The sequence below is a fragment of the Nitrosophilus kaiyonis genome, from assembly GCF_027943725.1.
Taxonomy (GTDB): Bacteria; Campylobacterota; Campylobacteria; order Campylobacterales; family Nitratiruptoraceae; genus Nitrosophilus_A; species Nitrosophilus_A kaiyonis.
On sequence record NZ_AP025696.1, the window covers coordinates 92,521 to 111,821 of the forward strand.

Annotated in this window: 19 protein-coding genes; 4 read left to right on the forward strand and 15 right to left on the reverse strand. The window is 29.5% G+C overall.

Translation table 11 applies throughout. From position 1 onward, the window contains the following. The first annotated feature begins 48 nt into the window (after positions 1 to 48). Positions 49 to 504: a PAS domain-containing protein gene (locus tag QML81_RS00470; protein ID WP_281951229.1), complete on the forward strand. Its 456-nt coding sequence runs from the start codon at positions 49 to 51 to the stop codon at positions 502 to 504. A gap of 4 nt (positions 505 to 508) precedes the next feature. Here QML81_RS00470 and QML81_RS00475 read toward each other — a convergent pair whose 3' ends face one another. From QML81_RS00475 to QML81_RS00495, 5 genes are read right to left on the reverse strand one after another with little or no spacing between them, the layout of a single operon-like run. Further along, positions 509 to 1,357, reverse strand: coding sequence for a F0F1 ATP synthase subunit gamma (locus QML81_RS00475; RefSeq protein WP_281951230.1), 849 nt, complete (start codon positions 1,355 to 1,357; stop codon positions 509 to 511). Then, positions 1,350 to 2,906, reverse strand: coding sequence for a F0F1 ATP synthase subunit alpha (locus tag QML81_RS00480; RefSeq protein WP_425596321.1), 1,557 nt, complete (start codon positions 2,904 to 2,906; stop codon positions 1,350 to 1,352). The genes QML81_RS00475 and QML81_RS00480 overlap by 8 nt, the downstream gene beginning before the upstream one ends. Then, the gene (locus QML81_RS00485; protein ID WP_281951232.1) at positions 2,890 to 3,630 is read right to left on the reverse strand and encodes a F0F1 ATP synthase subunit delta; all 741 of its coding nucleotides are present in this window, start codon (positions 3,628 to 3,630) and stop codon (positions 2,890 to 2,892) included. Before QML81_RS00485 ends, QML81_RS00480 begins: the two co-directional genes overlap by 17 nt. Before the next feature lie 2 nt (positions 3,631 to 3,632). Further along, complete coding sequence (gene atpE, locus QML81_RS00490) at positions 3,633 to 3,899, reverse strand: ATP synthase F0 subunit C (protein WP_281951233.1); 267 nt, start codon at positions 3,897 to 3,899, stop codon at positions 3,633 to 3,635. Continuing rightward, the gene (locus tag QML81_RS00495) at positions 3,900 to 4,595 is read right to left on the reverse strand and encodes a F0F1 ATP synthase subunit A (RefSeq protein ID WP_281951234.1); all 696 of its coding nucleotides are present in this window, start codon (positions 4,593 to 4,595) and stop codon (positions 3,900 to 3,902) included. It lies immediately after the preceding gene. 77 nt (positions 4,596 to 4,672) lie between these two features. Between QML81_RS00495 and atpD the strand changes: the two genes are divergently transcribed. From atpD to QML81_RS00510, 3 genes are read left to right on the forward strand one after another with little or no spacing between them, the layout of a single operon-like run. After that, positions 4,673 to 6,034 carry a F0F1 ATP synthase subunit beta gene (atpD, locus tag QML81_RS00500; RefSeq protein ID WP_281951235.1) on the forward strand — a complete coding sequence of 454 codons (1,362 nt, stop codon included), beginning with the start codon at positions 4,673 to 4,675 and terminating at the stop codon, positions 6,032 to 6,034. Then, positions 6,018 to 6,419 (forward strand): F0F1 ATP synthase subunit delta/epsilon, encoded by a 402-nt coding sequence (locus QML81_RS00505; protein WP_281951236.1) that lies wholly within the window; start codon positions 6,018 to 6,020, stop codon positions 6,417 to 6,419. Before atpD ends, QML81_RS00505 begins: the two co-directional genes overlap by 17 nt. Next, positions 6,412 to 6,684 (forward strand): AtpZ/AtpI family protein, encoded by a 273-nt coding sequence (locus tag QML81_RS00510; RefSeq protein WP_281951237.1) that lies wholly within the window; start codon positions 6,412 to 6,414, stop codon positions 6,682 to 6,684. Before QML81_RS00505 ends, QML81_RS00510 begins: the two co-directional genes overlap by 8 nt. Positions 6,685 to 6,932: 248 nt before the next feature. On the opposite strand, the gene QML81_RS00515 is transcribed toward QML81_RS00510, so the two are convergent. The 10 genes from QML81_RS00515 to QML81_RS00560 form a co-directional block, all read right to left on the reverse strand. After that, a complete protein-coding gene (locus QML81_RS00515) occupies positions 6,933 to 7,358 on the reverse strand; it encodes a Sua5/YciO/YrdC/YwlC family protein (RefSeq protein ID WP_345741178.1) in 426 nt (141 codons plus the stop codon). A gap of 96 nt (positions 7,359 to 7,454) precedes the next feature. Beyond that, positions 7,455 to 10,727, reverse strand: coding sequence for a carbamoyl-phosphate synthase large subunit (gene carB, locus QML81_RS00520; protein WP_281951239.1), 3,273 nt, complete (start codon positions 10,725 to 10,727; stop codon positions 7,455 to 7,457). A gap of 231 nt (positions 10,728 to 10,958) precedes the next feature. Next, entirely contained in the window at positions 10,959 to 11,711 is a 753-nt protein-coding gene (gene mreC / locus QML81_RS00525) for a rod shape-determining protein MreC (protein WP_281951240.1), read from the reverse strand. Then, the gene (locus tag QML81_RS00530; protein WP_281951241.1) at positions 11,704 to 12,738 is read right to left on the reverse strand and encodes a rod shape-determining protein; all 1,035 of its coding nucleotides are present in this window, start codon (positions 12,736 to 12,738) and stop codon (positions 11,704 to 11,706) included. Before QML81_RS00530 ends, mreC begins: the two co-directional genes overlap by 8 nt. 9 nt (positions 12,739 to 12,747) lie before the next feature. Then, positions 12,748 to 13,974: an ATP-dependent Clp protease ATP-binding subunit ClpX gene (gene clpX, locus QML81_RS00535; RefSeq protein WP_281951242.1), complete on the reverse strand. Its 1,227-nt coding sequence runs from the start codon at positions 13,972 to 13,974 to the stop codon at positions 12,748 to 12,750. Positions 13,975 to 14,170: 196 nt separating this feature from the next. Beyond that, positions 14,171 to 14,938, reverse strand: coding sequence for an acyl-ACP--UDP-N-acetylglucosamine O-acyltransferase (gene lpxA, locus QML81_RS00540; protein ID WP_281951243.1), 768 nt, complete (start codon positions 14,936 to 14,938; stop codon positions 14,171 to 14,173). Positions 14,939 to 15,151: 213 nt separating this feature from the next. After that, on the reverse strand, positions 15,152 to 15,598 hold the full coding sequence (gene fabZ, locus QML81_RS00545; protein ID WP_281951244.1) for a 3-hydroxyacyl-ACP dehydratase FabZ: 447 nt from the start codon (positions 15,596 to 15,598) through the stop codon (positions 15,152 to 15,154). Positions 15,599 to 15,726: 128 nt separating this feature from the next. After that, positions 15,727 to 16,809, reverse strand: a complete 1,083-nt coding sequence (locus QML81_RS00550) for an epoxyqueuosine reductase QueH (protein ID WP_281951245.1) — start codon at positions 16,807 to 16,809, stop codon at positions 15,727 to 15,729. Beyond that, on the reverse strand, positions 16,803 to 18,719 hold the full coding sequence (locus QML81_RS00555; protein WP_345741179.1) for an NAD(+) synthase: 1,917 nt from the start codon (positions 18,717 to 18,719) through the stop codon (positions 16,803 to 16,805). The genes QML81_RS00550 and QML81_RS00555 overlap by 7 nt, the downstream gene beginning before the upstream one ends. Position 18,720: 1 nt before the next feature. Beyond that, positions 18,721 to 19,236, reverse strand: a complete 516-nt coding sequence (locus tag QML81_RS00560; RefSeq protein WP_281951247.1) for a peptidylprolyl isomerase — start codon at positions 19,234 to 19,236, stop codon at positions 18,721 to 18,723. Positions 19,237 to 19,301 lie beyond the last annotated feature (65 nt).

Sequence of the window (19,301 nt, forward strand, 5' to 3'; positions counted from 1 at the left end):
ATATTTTTTATTATAATATTATACCTTGAAATATTTTTAGGAGATTTAATGAAAAAGATTAAAAATATCAAAACAGGAAAAGAGATAGAAAGAGCTGATCCAGTTGATATTGAAGTTCCATTTGATGGTGGAGTTATGATTACTGAAACTGATCCTGCTGGAATTATTACTTATGCAAATAGAAAATTTAGAGAGATGACTGGATTTACAAAAGAAGAGCTCATAGGCTCACCTCACAATATAAATAGACATCCTGATATGCCAAAAGCAGCATTTAAACAGATGTGGGACACAATCAAAAGAGGCGAATATTGGGAAGGCTATGTTAAAAATATTAGAAAAGATGGAAGATATTATTGGGTAATTGTTTGGATAAAGCCAAAATTTGATGAAAATGGTGAAATTATAGGTTATATTGCTGGTAGAAAAGTGCCAGATAGAAATATGGTAAAAAGAATAGAAGAGCAATACAAAAAAATGAAAGAACAAGAGGAGAAAAAATAGATATCTATTTTTTTCTCTTAATAGATTTATAACCGTTTATAATCTCAAGAAGTTCATTTGTTATCTCTTCTTGTCTTAGAATATTTAGCTTTTCATTTATATCTTTTGTCTTTTTTTCAATATGATTTTCAGCATTTATCATAGTATTAAGTCTTGATTGGTTTTCACTGCTTATTGATTCTATAAATGCTCTATATAAAGATATTAAAAGATACTCTTCAATTAAACTATCTAAAATATTCTCTTTTTCCAAATATAAAAGTGGCTCTTTTATTTTTATATATTTTTGAAATTTTTCAAAATCTGGAGGAAGAATCTTTTCATTTTTAATTACTATATCAGAATTATCTAAAAGTTTAGAGTAGATTAATATGAGCTCTTTTATACTGTTTTTTTCAAAAAAATCTACAAGATATTCAACTAAATTTGATACTTTCTCTTCTATTGTATCAATATTTGAAGCACCATCCATTAGATATATTACATTTAATTTTTTTTCGCCTATTTCATCATTTATTTTTCTACCAACTGATATTAAATAGTAATCTTTTTTATCTATATTTTCAAAATATTCTAAAATTTTTTCATTAAATGCCCCGCATAATCCCTCTTGAGCTCCAAAAAGAATATAAAGAGTTTTTCCTTGATACAGTTTTGAGCTTTTAAGATATGGAAAATACTCTATCATATAAGCAATTGAGTCTTCAACAGAGTTTTGATATTCTCTTATATTTGGAAGTTCTCTTTTTGATTTTAAAATTGTAAAATTAGCATAAGCCTTCATAGAAGAGACAATATCTTTTAAATCCTTTAATGTATGAATCTTTTTTTTAAGTTTTTGAGATTCAATCATTATTAAAGTTGCCTTTGTAATTTTCTAAAATTTTTTCTGCAATCTCTTTTATTTTACTTATAATTGATTCATCAATATCTTTTTTCTCTTTTATATTTATAAAAATTTCTGGATAATTAATATCTATGTTTTTCAATACCTCATCAACATAATTTCTAACTTTTTTTAAAGAGATTTTTTCCAAATACCCCTCATTATGAAGCATAAATATTACTACTTGATGAGGCATATCAAAATGTTCAAATCTTTGCTGTTTTAAAATCTCTCTTAAAGCTTCACCTCTTATTAAAAGTTTTTGGGTTTTCTCTTCAAGTTTTGCTCCAAATTTTGTAAATACTTCCACTTCTAAAAATTGAGAATAATCAAGTTTTAATTTTGCAGCAACTTTTTTCATTGCATCAACTTGAGTTTTTCCCCCAATTCTTGATACTGATTTTCCAATATCAATTGCAGGTAAAAAACCCATATTAAAAAGCTCTCTATCTAAATATATCTGACCATCAGTTATTGATATAAGATTTGTAGGAATATATGCAGATATTCTTCCAGATTGGGTTTCAATAATAGGAAGAGCTGTAATTGAGCCTCCTCCATATCTATCGCTTCTTCTTCCTGCTCTTTCAAGAAGTTTTGAATGGATATAAAATATATCACCAGGATATGCCTCCCTTCCTGGAGGTATTTCTAATAATAGCGATAACATTCTATAAGCATCTGCATGTTTTGTTAAATCATCATAAATAATTAAAGCATCTTTTCCTTGGTCTCTAAAATATTCCGCTATTGCACAACCAGCATATGGAGCAATAAATTTTAATCCAGGTGCATCATCTGCAGATGCAGCAACAACAATAGTATAATCTAATGCGTTGTTTCTTTTAAGCTCACCTATAACTTTTGCTATTTGAGACTTTTTTTGACCTATACTTACATATATACAAAATATATCTTGGTCTTTTTGATTTATAATTGTATCTATAGCTATAGAAGTTTTGCCAAGAGAACTATCTCCAATTATAAGCTCTCTTTGCCCTCTACCAATAGGAATCATAGAATCTATAATTTTTATACCAGTATATAAAGGATTTTTTACAAAATCTCTTCTTACCATAGGAACAGCTTCTGCTTCAATTGGATAAAATTTATCTGTTTGTATTTTTCCTTTTTCATCTAAAGGCTCTCCCAAAGGATCTATAACTCTTCCTAAAAGCTCATACCCTACAGGAACTGAAACTGCTTTTGATGTTTTTAAAACCTCGTCACCTACTTCAATATTTTTATAGTCTCCAAGAACAACAGCTTGTACTCTTTTCTTTTCTATTTTTAACGTTAGGGCATATACACCTTTTGGAAGATAAAGAAGCTCATAAAATCCAACATCAGATAGATTTTCAATATCAATAATACCATCACCAATGTCGCTAACAATTCCCTCTTCTTTGTAAATTGGTTTAAATTTACTCTTTTTTAAATCATTTATAACATCTTCAAAAAAATTATCAATATATTTTGTAGAATCCATATTTTTTCTTCTATTTTTGATGTTCAATTAGATTTTCTATTTCATCGATTTGAGCTTTTATAGAGCCATCAAAAAGATATGCATTTACTCTTAATTTTATACCACCTATGAGATTTTTATCAATTTTTATCTCTTTTTGAACATTTTGGCATTTAAAATATTTTGAAATCAAATAATCAATATCTTTCATAATTCTTTCATCAATAATATCAAATAGCGTTATTGATATTTTACAACTCTCTTGAGGCTCAATTTTTTCAAGTTTCTCTTTGAAATCTTTTTCGAAATTTTTGATAAATTTTTCTATCAATAATTCATTTATATCTTTATCTATGATATGAACAAAAAACTCTTTTGCAAACTCTTTGGAAAACTCCTTACTTTTATCTAAGATATATTTATAGATTTTTTGTTTTTCCTCTTCTATTATGGCTTTTTCTTTTTCTAAAATCTCTTTAGCCTCTCTTTTAGCATCTTCTATAATTTTTTCTCTAACTTTTAAAGCCTCAGCATTTGCTTCATTTACTATCTTTTGTTTTAATATTTTTATGTTTTTTAGCTCTTTTTCATATTCATTTTTTAAATCAAGAGCCTCTTTTTCCTTTTCTGTAGCAATCTTAAATCTTTTGTTTATTATCTCTTCTCTCTCTTGTATAACTCTTTTTATAGGTTTAAATAAAACTTTATATAAAATATAAATAACAACTAAAAAGTTTATTATTGAAAATGCAAAAGTCCACCAATTAAACATTTTTAATGCACCACATATTTAATCAAAGGATTTGCAAAAATTATAATCAATGCAATAACAAGTGAATATATTGCAACAGATTCAACCATTGCCATACCAACAAATAATAGCTTTGTAACATCATTTGTTGATTCTGGCTGTCTTCCGATAGTCTCTATTGCTTTAGTTAAAGCTTCTCCTTCCCCTCGCGAAGGAGCATATCCTCCTATTGCAATAGTTAAACCTGCAGTTATAATTGAAACTGCTACAATTATGGTTATTCCATCCATTTATACTCCTTTTTTTGTTTGGGCTGTAATTCCACCAACAATAAATATAAAAGCAAGCATTCCAAAAAGATAAGCTTGTATAACATCTCCAACTAAACTTAATATAATCATTGGCACTGGAACTAATAATCCAGCAAGAAGAGCTAATATTGCAACAATAAGCTCCCAGCTTAGCATATTTCCAAAAAGTCTAATAGCCATTGCAAAAATTCTTGCAAAATCTCCAAAAATATTTAATGGCAATAAAATAAATATTGGTTCAATATATTTTTTTAAATAATTTTTCAAGCCGCTATATTTTATACCATAATAGTGTATAGAAAAAAATACTATCGTTGCCAAAGCAGCAGTAACACTTAAATCTCTTGTAGGATTGTGAAGATATGGGATTATATCAACTAAATTTAAAAACCCTACATATATCCAAATACTTCCAATAAAAGGAACAAGTCCCCATGGATCTTTTTTAAATACTGATTTGATTGTATCATATGTAGCTATTACAATTGCTTCAGCAAAAATTTGAACTTTTGAAGGTTTTGTTATAGATAAATTTCTAGTAATAATATAAGAGATTAACCATATAAATAATATTAATCCCCAACTTGTAACAACTGCATCAGTAACAGGTACTGCATAGTTTAATATCTCAATTTTAAAAGCAACTTGCGGGATAACTATTGTTTTTTCAATCATTTCTTTCCTTAGGTTTTATCTAAACTCCTATATGATATGATATATAAATAGAAATTAAATTTTTTTGAAAGAGACTTATGGAAGGAAAAGTAATTTCTTTAACTGGAAATGTTTGTGATATATATTTTGAAGATGAAATACCAAAAATATTTGAAGCATTAAAAATTGAATTGGAAGAAAAAACTATCTATCTTGAAACTCAAAAGCAGCTCGATGAACATACAGTTAGAGCATTGGCCTTAGGCTTTTTACAAGATGTAAAACCTGGCCAAAAAGTAAAAAGATTATACTCATCTTTAAAAACACCTGTAGGCGAAAAAGTATTAGGCAGAGTATTAAATGTATTTGGTGAGCCTATAGATGAAAAAGAGGCTGATTTTGATCAATATGAAGAGATTCATAAAAATTCACCATCTATTTCAAAACAGTCTGAAAAAATAAAAGTTTATGAAACTGGAATAAAAATAATTGATCTTTTAGCCCCTTTTATCATGGGAGGTAAAGTTGGGCTTTTTGGTGGAGCAGGAGTTGGCAAAACTGTACTTTTAATGGAATTTATTTATAAAACAATAGCTTTATATCAAGGTATATCTATTTTTGCAGGAGTTGGAGAGAGAGTTAGAGAGGGTCACGAGCTATATAATGAAATGATAAAAGCAAAAGTAATGGATAAAACAGTTATGGTATTTGGCCAGATGAATGAAGCTCCAGGAGTTAGATATTTAACTCCATTAACAGCTTTAACAATTTGTGAGCATTTTAGAGATAAAGAGAAAAAAAATGTCCTTTTATTGATTGATAATATTTATAGATTTATACAAGCTGGGCAAGAGGTTTCAACTCTGCTTGGAAGAATTCCTTCTCGTGTTGGATATCAACCAACATTATCAAATGAAATTGCATCAATTGAAGAAAGAATAACTTCAACAAAGAATGGCTCAATTACATCAGTTCAAGCTGTGTATGTCCCAGCAGATGATATGACAGACCCCGGGGTTACATCTGTATTTACACATCTTGATACTTCTATAATATTATCACGCCAAAGAGCAGCTCAAGGATTTTATCCAGCAATGGACCCTCTATTGTCACACTCAAAACTTTTAGATCCATACATTGTTGGAAGTGAACATTATGAGATTGCAAAAGCTGTAAAAGAGACACTTAGCAAATATAAAGAGCTTCAAGATATCATAGCAATGCTTGGTATTGAGCAGTTAAGTCCTCAAGATAGAAAAATAGTTATGAGAGCAAGAAAACTTGAAAAGTTCTTAACTCAGCCTTTTTTTGTAACCCAAGAGTTTACAGGAAGAAAAGGTAAAAATGTATCTTTAAAAGATACTATTCTTGGATGCAAAAAAATATTAAGTGGTGAAATGGATGATGTAGATGAACAATCTTTTTATATGATTGGAAGTATTGATGAAATCACTATTTGATTTGATTATTATATCTCCAACAAAAAAGTTAATTATAAAAGACATAGAGTTTTTTAGAGGAGAAGATGAGAGTGGTACTTTTGGAATTTTAGCTCACCATATTGAATTTTTAACAATTTTAACAAGATCTATTGGCATAATAAAAAAAGATGGAAAAGAACAATATATTGCTTTAAATAAAGGAATTTTGAGATTTAATGATAATAAACTTTTTATTACAACAAGAGAGTTTATTATAAGTGATAAATTAGAGATGTTAAAAGATATAATAGATAAAAAATTTAAAAAAATTGAAGAACAAGAAAAGGTATTTAGACATAATATTCAAAAATTGGAAAAAGAGTTTATAAAAAAAGTGATAAAAATGGAGAAAGAGCTTGAGTAAAGAAAAATTTGAAAAAGAGATTGAAAAAAAAGCCTCTTTTTTAGAAAAATGGAGAAAAAAAGGGGTATTTTGGGGGACTCTTGCTGCAATTGGAACAATTGGATGGATGATTGTTTTACCATCTGTATTAGGTGGATATTTAGGAAAATATATAGATGAAAAATATAACTCTCCCGGTGATATTTCTTGGACTATTACACTTCTTATTTTAGGATTAGGGGTTGGAATATATTCTGTTTGGAGATTTTTTTATTATAAAAAATGAAAATATTTTTTGCTTTTATTCTTGGAGTAATTTTTACTGTTTTTTATTTTTTTAATATCAAATATGAATTAAAATTTTTCTCAATAAGAAAAAAATCTATTTTTTTCAATTTTTATACAAGACTTTTTTTAGCTTCATTATATTTTTCGACCATACTAATTTTATTAAAAGATATTGGATTAATTTCAATAATTACTTTTTTAATTTTAAGATATGTATATTTAGCAATATATGTTAAAAATTTATAACTATCTAATTTTTATTTTTCTTTTTTTACCAACTTTTATCAATCTTGATGGTTTTCCTTCAAAAAAGCCCCTAATATCTTCTACTATAATATCACACACCTTTATAGCAAAATTTTTATCAAATTTTTTACCTGACTCATTTGCAGAAGTTGAATACATCCACTCAAATTTTTTTAAAAAATCAAGATGATGCTTATCTTTTATAACTCTTATTGCTTTAGCGTTTGGATAAATAAATGTCGTTTTTTTTGCCCTTCTAATCTCTTTTTTAAATTTTTTTGGGACTCTTGAGAAATTTTTTAAAGTTTTAAAACTATCTACAGAGATTAAAAAAGGCTTATTTGGATCTCTTTTTTTAATATTAGAGAGTTTTTTTGCATTTTGAGATAAAAATCCCACAGTTGTATCAGTTTGTGCAAGATAGATTTTGTCAGGTTGAAGGTTGAAGGCTGAAGGCTGAAGGATTCTTTCCTTCTTCCTTCTCCCTTCTTCCTTCTCCCTTCTTCCTTCTCCCTTCAACCTCTACTCCTTCAAATAATCTTGCAAAGATTTAGGTTTTAATTTTTCCTCTTTTAATTTTTTGATAGCCTCAGCGGCAACTCTTGCAGCTGCTAATGTTGTAAAATATGGTATATTAAATCTAAGTACAGCCTCTCTTATCTTTTTAGCATCATCTTTACTTGCTTTATTATCACTAGTATTTATAGCTAAGGCAATTTCGCCATTTTTAATCATATCTTCTATATTTGGTCTACCTTCACTAATTTTTAAAACTCTTGAAGATTCAACACCATTTTCTTTTAAAACTTGATGGGTTCCTGAAGTAGCAACTATTTTAAATCCAAGATCGATATACATTTTTGCAATATCTACAGCAAATGGCTTATCATAATCGGTTAATGAAAGAAATAGATTTCCATTAAGTGTCAAACGGTTACCTGCAGCAAATTGCGCTTTTGCAAAGCTTATACCAAAATTATCACTTATTCCCATAACCTCGCCGGTACTTTTCATCTCTGGTCCCAAAATCAAATCAGCACCTATAAGCTTATTAAATGGAAATACCGCTTCTTTTACAGATATATGAGATTTAAGCTTTGGCTTTAATATTCCATTTTGCTCAATTACAATGTTATATTTGTCATAAAATTTTAAAGCCTCTTTTAAATCGCCTTTTATCATAACTCTAGTAGCTACTTTTGCTAAAGGAAGACCTGTAGCTTTAGAAACAAAAGGAACAGTTCTACTTGCTCTTGGATTTACTTCAATTAGATAAACTTTATCTTTATAAATTGCATATTGAATATTTAAAAGTCCTTTTACTCCAAGTCCAAGGGCAATTGTCTTTGTTTGCTTTTCTATAGTTTTTAAAATTTCATCTTTAATAGATACTGTTGGCAAAGAGCAAGCGCTATCGCCAGAGTGAATACCAGCCTCTTCTATATGCTGCATTACTCCGCCTATATATACATCCTTTCCATCACTTATAGCATCAACATCAATTTCAATAGCATGGTCTAAAAATTTATCTATCAAAACAGGAGATTCATTGCTTACACTTACAGCTTCATCCATATACTCTTTAAGCTCATTTTCATTGTAAACTATCCTCATAGCTCTACCACCAAGTACATAGCTTGGTCTAACAAGAACCGGATATCCAATATTTTCGGCAATTTTTAGAGCATCTTCTTTTGTTGTTGCAGTTCCATTTTCAGGTTGCAATAGATTGTTTTTTGTTACAAAATCGCTAAATTTCTCTCTATCTTCTGCCAAATCAATAACTTTTGCGCTTGTTCCTACAATCTTTGCGCCTATTGTAGTTAAAGGTTTTGCAAGCTTTAATGGAGTTTGTCCCCCAAAATGAACAATAACACCATCTGGATTTTCAAGTTCAATAACACTTCTTACTCTTTCAAAATCGATAGGCTCAAAATATAAAATATCACTTGTATCATAATCAGTTGAAACAGTTTCTGGGTTACAGTTGTACATAATTGTTTTTATTCCCATATCTTCAAGAGCAAAAGCAGCATGAACACAGCAGTAATCAAACTCAATCCCCTGACCTATTCTATTTGGCCCACCTCCAATAATTAAAACTTTTTTTTCACTCTCTAACTCGCTAACTTTCTCACTCTCTAACTCTCTAACTTCTTTTGATATATTTGTAGTTGAGTAAAGATATGGTGTTAATGCTTTAAATTCTGCTGCACAAGTGTCAACTTCATTATATTCATGTTCTATTTTTAGATTTTTTCTTGCATTATAAACATCATTTTCTGTTAAATTTGTATGCTCTTTTTCATTGATAAGCTTAGCAATCATTTTATCACTAAAGCCATATGTTTTTGCAACTCTTAAAAGCTTTTCATTTTGCAAAATATCCAAATCAATTCTTTTTTCAAAATCTACAATCTCTTCAATTTGATATAAAAACCATCTATCAATTTTACAAAGTTCATAAATATCTTCTACAGTTAAACCATTTCTAAAAGCTTCTGCAATGTAAAGAAGTCTTTTTTCATTTGGTCTTCTTATCTCTTTTTTTATAGTCTCAATATCAGCTTCAACTTTTTCAAAACCGCTAAGACCAGTTTCAAGTGAACAAAGGCCTTTTTGAATAGACTCTTTAAAAGTTCTACCAATTGCCATTACTTCGCCAACACTTTTCATTGATGTTGTCAGTGTTGAATCAGCTTGAGGAAATTTTTCAAAAGTAAATCTTGGAATTTTTGTAACTATATAATCAATCACCGGCTCAAAACTTGCTGGAGTTCCTGTGATATCATTTTTTATCTCATCAAGCGTATAACCAACTGCTAAAAGAGTAGCTACTTTAGCTATTGGATAACCAGTTGCTTTAGATGCTAAAGCTGAACTTCTACTTACTCTTGGATTCATCTCAATTACTGTCATTCTACCAGTCTCAGGATGAACAGCAAACTGAACATTACTTCCCCCAGTATCAACACCTATCTCTCTTAAAATTGCAAATGAGGCATCTCTCATTCTTTGATACTCTTTGTCTGTTAGAGTTAGAGCTGGTGCAACAGTTATAGAATCTCCAGTATGAACACCCATAGGATCAAGATTTTCAATAGAACAAACTATAATACAGTTATCCTCTTTATCTCTAATAACCTCCATCTCATACTCTTTCCATCCAAGGAGGCTCTCTTCGATTAATATCTCATTTATTGGACTAGCTTCTAAACCTTTTGCAGCTAAAGTTTTAAATTCATCAATATTATATGCAACTCCGCTTCCTCCACCAGCAAGTGTATATGAAGCTCTAATAATTAAAGGAAACCCTATCTCTTTTGCTGCTTCAACAGCTTCTTCTAAAGAGTATGCATATCTACTTTTTGGAAGGTCCATACCAATTTTTAGCATTGCTTCTTTAAATGCTTGTCTATCTTCACCTTTTTTAATAGCTTCTGGATCTGCTCCCAAAAACTTAACACTTTCAAGCATTCCTTTTTCATACATACTCATAGCAACATTTAATGCGGTTTGTCCTCCCATAGTAGGAAGTATTGCATCAACATTTTCTTTTTTAATTATTTGATAAACAATCTCTTCAGTTATAGGCTCAATATATGTTCTATCTGCAAATTCTGGATCAGTCATAATAGTTGCAGGATTTGAATTAATTAAAACAACTCTATATCCAAGCTCTTTTAGAGTTTTTGTAGCTTGGGTACCAGAGTAGTCAAATTCGCAAGCTTGTCCTATTACAATTGGACCCGAACCTATTAAAAGTATTGTATTAATATCTTCTCTTTTTGGCATTTACAACCCTTGTGAAGTTAAATTTAGATATTTTACAAAAAAGTTGATAAAAGTGACATTAGTTATTGGACATTGGTCATTGGTAATTAGTAATTTGGAATTGGGAATTAATATAAGTATTAAGTTTTTAAATTATTACTATATACTAATTATTTAATTATTAACTCTTAGCTCTCATTCACTATACTAACCTATCACTAATTCATATTAATGACTAATGTCTAATGACTTTTAATTATTTATAATGACCCAAAAATATTTTGGATGTGAAATATCTGCATAAGGTTTAATTTCTGCTACTTTATAACTTCCTCTTTCTTTAATTTTTATTACTTTTCCAACTTTTATACCATAAAAAAATATATTATCCATTCCACTTGTAACAACCTCATCCCCAACTTTAATCTGCTTATGCATTGGTATAAATTTTACTTTCATAATTCCATTTTTATGTCCAATAGCAACACCTGGGGCTCTAACATCTCCAATTTCTACAGCATATGCACATTTTTTATTACTATTTAAAAGTGCAAGAGGTTTTGAATTTTTTTCAACAACTATACCAGCTGCGAAATCATCTTTTACAAGACCATAAATTTTTGTTTTATTAAAATCCTTAAAATCTATCCAAACAGAAGAAAAATCACCAAGTTTAGAATATGAAATAGCCCTAACAAGCTTTATATCAAAACTATTTTTTATTGAAGAGTTACACTCTTTTTTTATTGATTGAAGTTCATCTTTTATTGCATTAAACTGCAGTTTATATTTTTCCAATTCTCGATTTTGCAAAAGAAGATTTTCTATAGTCTCTTCTTGATTTAAATGAAGTAATATAATATTTTCTAAATAATCATTTATTTGATGATATTTTATTTTTATAAAATTTGTAAAATCTTGTAACTCTTTTTGGAGGAAATTAAATTTAATTCCTCCAATAAAAAGAAGTAAAATAGTTAAATATAAAATAAATTTTTTATTCATTAGAGAGTTGCTGAAGGATTTCTATCTCTTCTAAAGCTTTACCTGTACCTTTTGCAACCGCCAATAATGGATCCTCACTAACAAATACAGGCAATTTTACAATATCTGAAAGGTATCTATCTAAATTTCTAATCAATGCACCTCCACCAGTTAATACAATTCCATTTTCAACAATATCTCCAGCAAGTTCTGGAGGCATCTTTTCAAGTATCTCTTTAAGAGCATCTGCTATCTCTTTCAATGGAGCTCTCATAGCCTCATAAATATCATCACTTGTAATTTCTATTGAAGAGAGCATTCCGGTTAATTGATCCCTTCCATTAACTATCATTTTAAGCGGCTCTTTTAATGGAAGGGCTGTTCCTATATTTATTTTAACCTCTTCTGCAACTCTATCTCCAATTAAAAGATTATATTTTTTCTTTATAAAATCTGCTATTGCTCTATCAATTTTATCTCCAGCGGTTCTTACAGACTTACAAACTACAAGACCCCCAAGGCTGATAACACCAATTTCAGTTGTTCCCCCGCCAATATCAACAACAAGATTTCCATGAGGCTCTTTTATAGGAAGACCTGCGCCAATAGCTGCAGCCATTGGCTCTTCAATTAAAAATACTTCTCTTGCTCCAGCACTTAAGGCTGATTCTCTTACTGCTTTTCTTTCTACCTGAGTTAAACCATATGGTACACAGATTATTACTCTTGGTCTTAGAAATGCTTTTCTGCTATGGGCCTTTTCTATGAAATATCTTATCATCTTTTCAGTCATATCAAAATCTGCTATTACTCCATCTTTCATAGGCCTAACTGCTCTAATATCACCTGGAGTTTTACCAACCATCTCTTTAGCTTCTCTTCCAACAGCTAAGATTTTTTCTCTACCAAATCTATCTTTTTTTACTGCCACTACAGATGGCTCATTTATAATAATTCCCTGTCCTTTTACAAGAACTAGAGTATTTGCAGTTCCAAGATCTATACCCATATCATTTGAAAACCAGCCTATAATCTTATCAAATATCATTATTTTTCCTTATGCGCTCTTTTGAATATTTTTTTTAATAAAAATTGGTTTTTCTTTTTTTTCAATAACATCTTTAGTTATAACTATTTCATAACCTTTATATTCTGGAAGTTCAAACATAATATCAACCATTATCTCTTCCATAATAGCTCTAAGCCCTCTCGCTCCGGTTTTTCTTCTGATAGCTAAATCTGCAATTGCTTCTAATGCCTCTTTTTCAAAAGAAAGTTCAACATCATCAATTGCAAAAAGCTTTTTATACTGTTTAACTAAAGCATTTTTTGGCTCAGTTAATATTCGAACAAAATCATCTTTGCTTAATTGATTTAAAGTTGCAATCATATGAAGTCTACCAATGAGCTCTGGAATCAGTCCATACTGAACAAGATCATCAGGTTCTACATAATTTAAAACCTCTTCATCTTCCATTTTCCCTTTTTTCTCCTGTCCAAAACCTAAAACATTTCCTCCAAGTCTTCTTTTTATTATATCAGTCAATCCATCAAATGCTCCGCCACAAATAAATAAAATATTTGATGTGTCTATTTGAATAAATTCTTGATTTGGATGTTTTCTGCCACCTTTTGGAGGAATATTTACTACACTTCCTTCAATAATTTTCAAAAGAGCCTGCTGAACTCCTTCACCTGAAACATCTCTTGTAATAGACCTATTTTCTCCTAATCTTGAAATTTTATCTATCTCATCTATAAAAATTATTCCTCTCTCAGCTTTTTTAACATCACCATCAGCAGCTTGCAAAAGTCTAACCAACACATTTTCTACATCTTCGCCCACATAACCAGCTTCTGTTAAACTTGTTGCATCAGCAATTGCTAATGGTACATCTAAAAATTTTGCCATAGTTTGGGCCATTAAAGTTTTTCCACTTCCTGTAGGTCCAATAAGTAAAATGTTAGATTTTGCTATTTCAGTATCATCTTCTTCTATATTTTTTTGTTTAAAAATTCTTTTGTAATGGTTATATACAGCAACTGCAAAAATTTTTTTTGCTCTTTCTTGCCCTATTACATATTCATCAAGAACTGCTTTTAACTCTTTTGGAGTCATAAGCTCTTTATCAAACTCTATTTCATTACTCTCTTCTTCCTCTTCACCAAAAAGAATTTTATAAGCTGATACTACACAATTTTTACAAATATATACATCATTTCCTGCAATTAATGGATTTTCTTCACTTTCATAAGATCCACAAAAACTACACTTTCTAAGCATCCATTTCCTTTATTTAAATTTAGACATCAGTCGGTAGTCCTTAGTAACTTTATTTCGTTATTCGTAATTAGTAATTAGTGTTAAGTTTTTTAAACTAACACTAACACGATTCACTATCAATAAATTCTTAATTCTTAACTCTTACACTATCTATAAAACTCAATGATTAATGACTTAATGACTAATGACTTCTTGCTCATCTAAAAGGTATTCCCCTTTTAGTTTCTAAAACAAATTTTGCTAAATTTTTAATATGATCATTATTACTATTTTCATATAAACTTAAAGCTGTCTCTTGCAAAGGTTTTCCACTTTGAAAAAGTTCTTTATATGCTTTTTTAAGAATATCAACAACTTCTCTTCCTAGTTTTCTTCTAAGTCCAACTATATTTAATCCCCTAAGTACAGCTCTATTGCCTTCAGCAAGACAATAAGGAGGAATATCTTGATTAACTGCACTAGCACCTGCTATCATAGCAAAATCACCAATTTTGACAAATTGATGAACAGGACTCATTCCACCAATTACCACATTATCCCCAAGTTCAACATGACCTGCTAATGTGGCAGCATTTGCTAATATACAGTTATTCCCTATAATACAGTCATGAGCTACATGAACATATCCCATAAAAAAATTATTATCTCCAATAACTGTTTTTCCTCCACCACCTTTTGTTCCGGGATTAAATAGACAAAATTCCCTTATAACATTATTTTTGCCAATAATTAATTCTACATCTTCTCCACTAAATTTCATATCTTGAGGAATAGACCCAATTACTGAATTATAAAAAATTTTAGTACCTTCACCAATTATAGTCTTTCCATCAATAACTGCACCTTGCATAATAACGCAATTATCACCTATTATTGCATCTTTTGAGATATAAACATTTGGCCCTATGGTTACATTTTTACCTATTTTTGCGCCTTCTTCAATTATTGCTTTTTCTGAAATCATTAATACTCCATAAATTAGTCATTAGTCGTCAGCCTTTAGTCTTTAGACATTGGACACCGGCCATTTTGTTTCGTTATTCGTAATTCGTAAAACGTGATTGGTAATTGGAAATTAGCTTCTTCACAGCTTCACACCTTCTCCGCTTCCCTACTTATCCCCATTTTCTCACTTTCTCACTTCCTTACTCATCTTACTCAACTACTCACCAAAACACTATCTATCAACAATCATAGCCTTTAATTCTGCTTCTGCAACTAAATTTTCATCAACATATGCTTTTCCTTCAAGCACCCAGATATTTCCTCTATGTTTAATGACATTTAGTCTATATTCTAATCTATCACCAGGTTTTACAGGATTTCTAAATTTGGCTTTATCGATACTCATAAAATAAACAACTTTATCTTTTGCAGCTTCTTGGGCCTCTTTCGATGAGCTTTTAAAAGCCAAAATTCCTCCAGCTTGTGCCATTCCTTCTATTATCATAACACCCGGATAAATTGGATGACCAGGAAAATGCCCTTCAAATACTGGCTCACTGATACTTACATTTTTATAAGCAACTACACTCTCTCCCTCTTTCAAATCTGTTACTCTATCAACAAGTAAAAAAGGATATCTATGTGGTAATATGTTTTGAATTTCTACAACATCTATCATTATTATCCTTTATTGTAAGTTTAAGTTGTCAAAATAGTTGAGTGGTTGAGTAGTTTCTTATATTACAATTTAACCACTCAACTACTTAGCCACCCAACTAATCAACCATATTATTAAATTTCGATATTTTATCTTAATGTTACTAAATTTTCTCTAACATCGTTATATAGTTTATATTTTAAATATATTTCAATTTTTTTTGTTGGAATTTTATCAACTACAATTATTGCAGATGTATCATAATCTTCAAAACTCAAATGTTTTCTTACCTCTATCTCATGTTTAACATCAAAATCACTAAATATCATCTCTTTAACACTTTTAAAATTAAGCCCACTTAGCTCATTAAAAAATTTAAGCTCAATAAATCTTACCTCTTCTCTATTTAAATAATATACATTGCTAAGTTCGAAATCTATTTTGCCTCTAATATAGTCTCTTTTTGATGTGGAATAATAAAGAAAATAGGATGGAATAACATTTTTATCCTCTTTTACAAATGCTCTCAATAATCTATAATTTAAAAATTTTTGTCTTATTATTTTATATTCAATATTTTTCTCTTCTAATTTTATTCTCTCTTCATAAATTTTTAGTCTCTCTTCTATGGAAGCTGGTAATATTTGATTGTTTATTGGATTTATCATCTCATCCATAAAAATATTTTGTTCCTCTCTTTGATTCATCAAACCAAACAGACAGCCACAATAATCTTGACGATATAACTTTTGCTCTTTTGTTACACGAGATTGCTCTTGTGAACCGCCACCGCTTCTATAATCAACAAATATAAACTTAGTATCCAGCTCTTTATCAATCTCTTTTGCACTATTTTTTAACTGCTCTTGAGATTTTAAAGGACTTACCAAAAGAGTTGTTGTGTATCTTTTTTCTCCTAACTCTTTTGCTTTTCTCGCAGCAACTTTTAATCTTTTATCAAAACATATTTCACATCTTTTCCCTTTTTCTGGCTCTTTTTCAAGACCTTCTACAGCTTTTAACCAATTTTCAAAATCATACTCCCCTTCAATAAGTTCAATTCCCAATTTTTCGCAACTTCTTTTTACATCTAAAAGTCTTAATTTGTATTCACTATATGGATGAATATTTGGATCATAAAAAAAACCTATCAATTTTTCATTTGGAAAATCTTTTTTTAGTTTTTCTAAAAAAAAGTGACTATCAACACTACAGCATATATGTACTAACATTCTTCCCCATTCCCTTCCAAATCTTTTATCCATTCAGAAACAACAGCATCACTTGGCATTCTCCAATCGCCTCTTGGACTAAGAGAGATTGAGCCAACTTTTGGACCATCAGGCATACAGCTTCTTTTAAATTGATTTACAAAAAATCTTTTTATAAAAACTTTGAGCCATTTTCTAATAGTTTTTTCATCATATCTATCTTCAAAAGCAATATTTGCTAAAAACTCTATTTTTATTGGAGTTGCTCCATATTTGATCATATGATAAAGAAAAAAGTCATGAAGCTCATATGGTCCTATTATATTTTCTGTTTTTTGAGTAATCTCTTCATCTTTTTTAGGCAAAAGCTCCGGTGAAACAGGTGTATTTATAATATCTATTAAAATATCTGCAACCTTTTTTTCCATATTTGAAGCTACCCAATTTATAACATATCTTATCAATGTTTTTGGAACAGATGCATTTACATTATACATAGAGATATGATCAGCGTTATATGTTGAAAAACCAAGAGCAATTTCACTTAAATCTCCTGTCCCAACAACAATACCACCCTCTTTATTAGCAATATCCATTAAAATCTGCGTTCTCTCTCTTGCTTGTGCATTTTCATAAGTTATATCATGAATATTTGGATCATGCCCAATCTCTTTAAAATGCTCTAAAACTGCATCTTTTATATCTATCTCTCTAAAATCTACGCTAAAATATTCACAAAGCTTTTTTGCATTTTCATATGTTCTGCTTGTTGTACCAAATCCAGGCATAGTTATTGCTATAATATCTTTAAAATCTTTATTTAATAATTCACAAGTTTTTATACAAACCAATAGCGCCAATGTTGAATCAAGTCCGCCAGATATTCCTAGGATTAGTTTTGGATTTCCAATATGCTCTACTCTTTTTGCAAGCCCAGCTGATTGAATATTAAATATCTCTTGACATCTTTTATCTATAACATTAGGATTTGAAGGAACAAATGGATGAGGATCTATATATCTATTTAAAGTATCAATTTTATTTAATTGGTTTAAATTTATAACTCTAAAATTTTCAATAACACTATCTTTATATGAAGTCTCACTAATTCTTATAAAATTTAATTTTTGAATATCAATATCTGCAGTTATAATTTGGCTTTCTCTTTGAAATCTGCTATTTTCATTTAATATTGTTCCATTTTCACCAATAATTAAATGTCCTCCATATACTAAATCGGTAGTAGATTCACCAACTCCACTTGATGCATATATATATCCACCTACAATTCTTGCGCTTTGAGTTTTTACAAGTTCTCTTCTATATTCATATTTTCCAACATACTCATTACTTGCTGATAGATTAAATATCAGATTTGCCCCAGCTTGAGCATAATGCAAAGATGGCGGAATAACACTCCATAAATCTTCACAAATCTCAACTCCAAATAGAATATCTTTATAATGAAATAGAAGATCAACTCCAAAAGGTATCTCTTTATCAAAAAAATCCAAAAAAGAGCTTTTTATATTTTTTCCACTTACAAACCATCTTTTTTCATAAAACTCTTTATATGTGGGAAGATAACTTTTAGGAACTACTCCTAAAATTTCTCCTTTTTGACAAACAAATGCACAGTTATAAAGTCTATTTTTATAAATTGCCGGAGCTCCCAAAATAAATACTATATTTAAATCTTTTGTTTTTTTCAAAATACTGTTTAAATGCTGATAAACATTTTCAATCAATATATCTTGAAAAAAAAGATCAGCTGCACTGTAAGAAGTTAAAGATAGCTCTGGAAAAACTGCAATAGAAATATTTTTTTCCTCTGCTTTAAAAATCAGATCAATAATTTCGCTGCTATTTTTTTCAATATCTGCAACCCAAACCCTAGGAGAAATTGCAGCAACTCTTGTAAAACCATACATCTTAATCTCTTTTTTCAAAAATCTCTATCGATTCGATAATATCACCTTGATCAATCATATCAAGAGTCATAAATGATGAGGCATCATCTTCAGGAATTTCCCCAAAAACTGTATGAATCCCATCTAAATGAGGACAATCAACAAAACATATAAAAAATTGGCTGCCTCCTGTATCGCGTCCTGCATGTGCCATTGATATAGCACCTCTTACATGTTTATGAATATTCTTATCACATTCACAAGGTATTGCCCATCCAGGTCCACCTGTTCCTGTACCCTTTGGACAGCCACCTTGAGCCATAAAACCTTTTATAACTCTATGAAATTTTAGTCCGTTATAAAATCCTTCATTTGCTAAATGTGCAAAATTTGCTACAGTATTTGGAACTTCATTTGGAAAAAGCTTTATCCAGACATCACCTTTATCTTTTATTTTAATTTTTGCCCAGTTTAATCTATTTAATTCGCTATCTGAAATATCGTAAATTTTTAGTTCTTTTTTAAATCTATTAAACATAATATTTTCCTTTTTATACATTTTTAAATTTTTTTTAATTATACCAAATAATTTAAACTCGATTT

What these genes read in the sequence shown, in the direction of transcription:
- QML81_RS00470 (WP_281951229.1), top strand. Translation starts at nt 49, where the DNA reads ATGAAAAAGATTAAAAATATCAAAACAGGAAAAGAGATAGAAAGAGCT.
- QML81_RS00475 (WP_281951230.1), bottom strand. Translation starts at nt 1,357, where the DNA reads ATGATTGAATCTCAAAAACTTAAAAAAAAGATTCATACATTAAAGGAT.
- QML81_RS00485 (WP_281951232.1), bottom strand. Translation starts at nt 3,630, where the DNA reads ATGTTTAATTGGTGGACTTTTGCATTTTCAATAATAAACTTTTTAGTT.
- atpE (WP_281951233.1), bottom strand. Translation starts at nt 3,899, where the DNA reads ATGGATGGAATAACCATAATTGTAGCAGTTTCAATTATAACTGCAGGT.
- QML81_RS00495 (WP_281951234.1), bottom strand. Translation starts at nt 4,595, where the DNA reads ATGATTGAAAAAACAATAGTTATCCCGCAAGTTGCTTTTAAAATTGAG.
- atpD (WP_281951235.1), top strand. Translation starts at nt 4,673, where the DNA reads ATGGAAGGAAAAGTAATTTCTTTAACTGGAAATGTTTGTGATATATAT.
- QML81_RS00505 (WP_281951236.1), top strand. Translation starts at nt 6,018, where the DNA reads ATGAAATCACTATTTGATTTGATTATTATATCTCCAACAAAAAAGTTA.
- carB (WP_281951239.1), bottom strand. Translation starts at nt 10,727, where the DNA reads ATGCCAAAAAGAGAAGATATTAATACAATACTTTTAATAGGTTCGGGT.
- mreC (WP_281951240.1), bottom strand. Translation starts at nt 11,711, where the DNA reads ATGAATAAAAAATTTATTTTATATTTAACTATTTTACTTCTTTTTATT.
- QML81_RS00530 (WP_281951241.1), bottom strand. Translation starts at nt 12,738, where the DNA reads ATGATATTTGATAAGATTATAGGCTGGTTTTCAAATGATATGGGTATA.
- clpX (WP_281951242.1), bottom strand. Translation starts at nt 13,974, where the DNA reads ATGCTTAGAAAGTGTAGTTTTTGTGGATCTTATGAAAGTGAAGAAAAT.
- lpxA (WP_281951243.1), bottom strand. Translation starts at nt 14,938, where the DNA reads ATGATTTCAGAAAAAGCAATAATTGAAGAAGGCGCAAAAATAGGTAAA.
- fabZ (WP_281951244.1), bottom strand. Translation starts at nt 15,598, where the DNA reads ATGATAGATGTTGTAGAAATTCAAAACATATTACCACATAGATATCCT.
- QML81_RS00550 (WP_281951245.1), bottom strand. Translation starts at nt 16,809, where the DNA reads ATGTTAGTACATATATGCTGTAGTGTTGATAGTCACTTTTTTTTAGAA.
- QML81_RS00555 (WP_345741179.1), bottom strand. Translation starts at nt 18,719, where the DNA reads ATGTATGGTTTTACAAGAGTTGCTGCAATTTCTCCTAGGGTTTGGGTT.
- QML81_RS00560 (WP_281951247.1), bottom strand. Translation starts at nt 19,236, where the DNA reads ATGTTTAATAGATTTAAAAAAGAACTAAAAATTTACGATATTTCAGAT.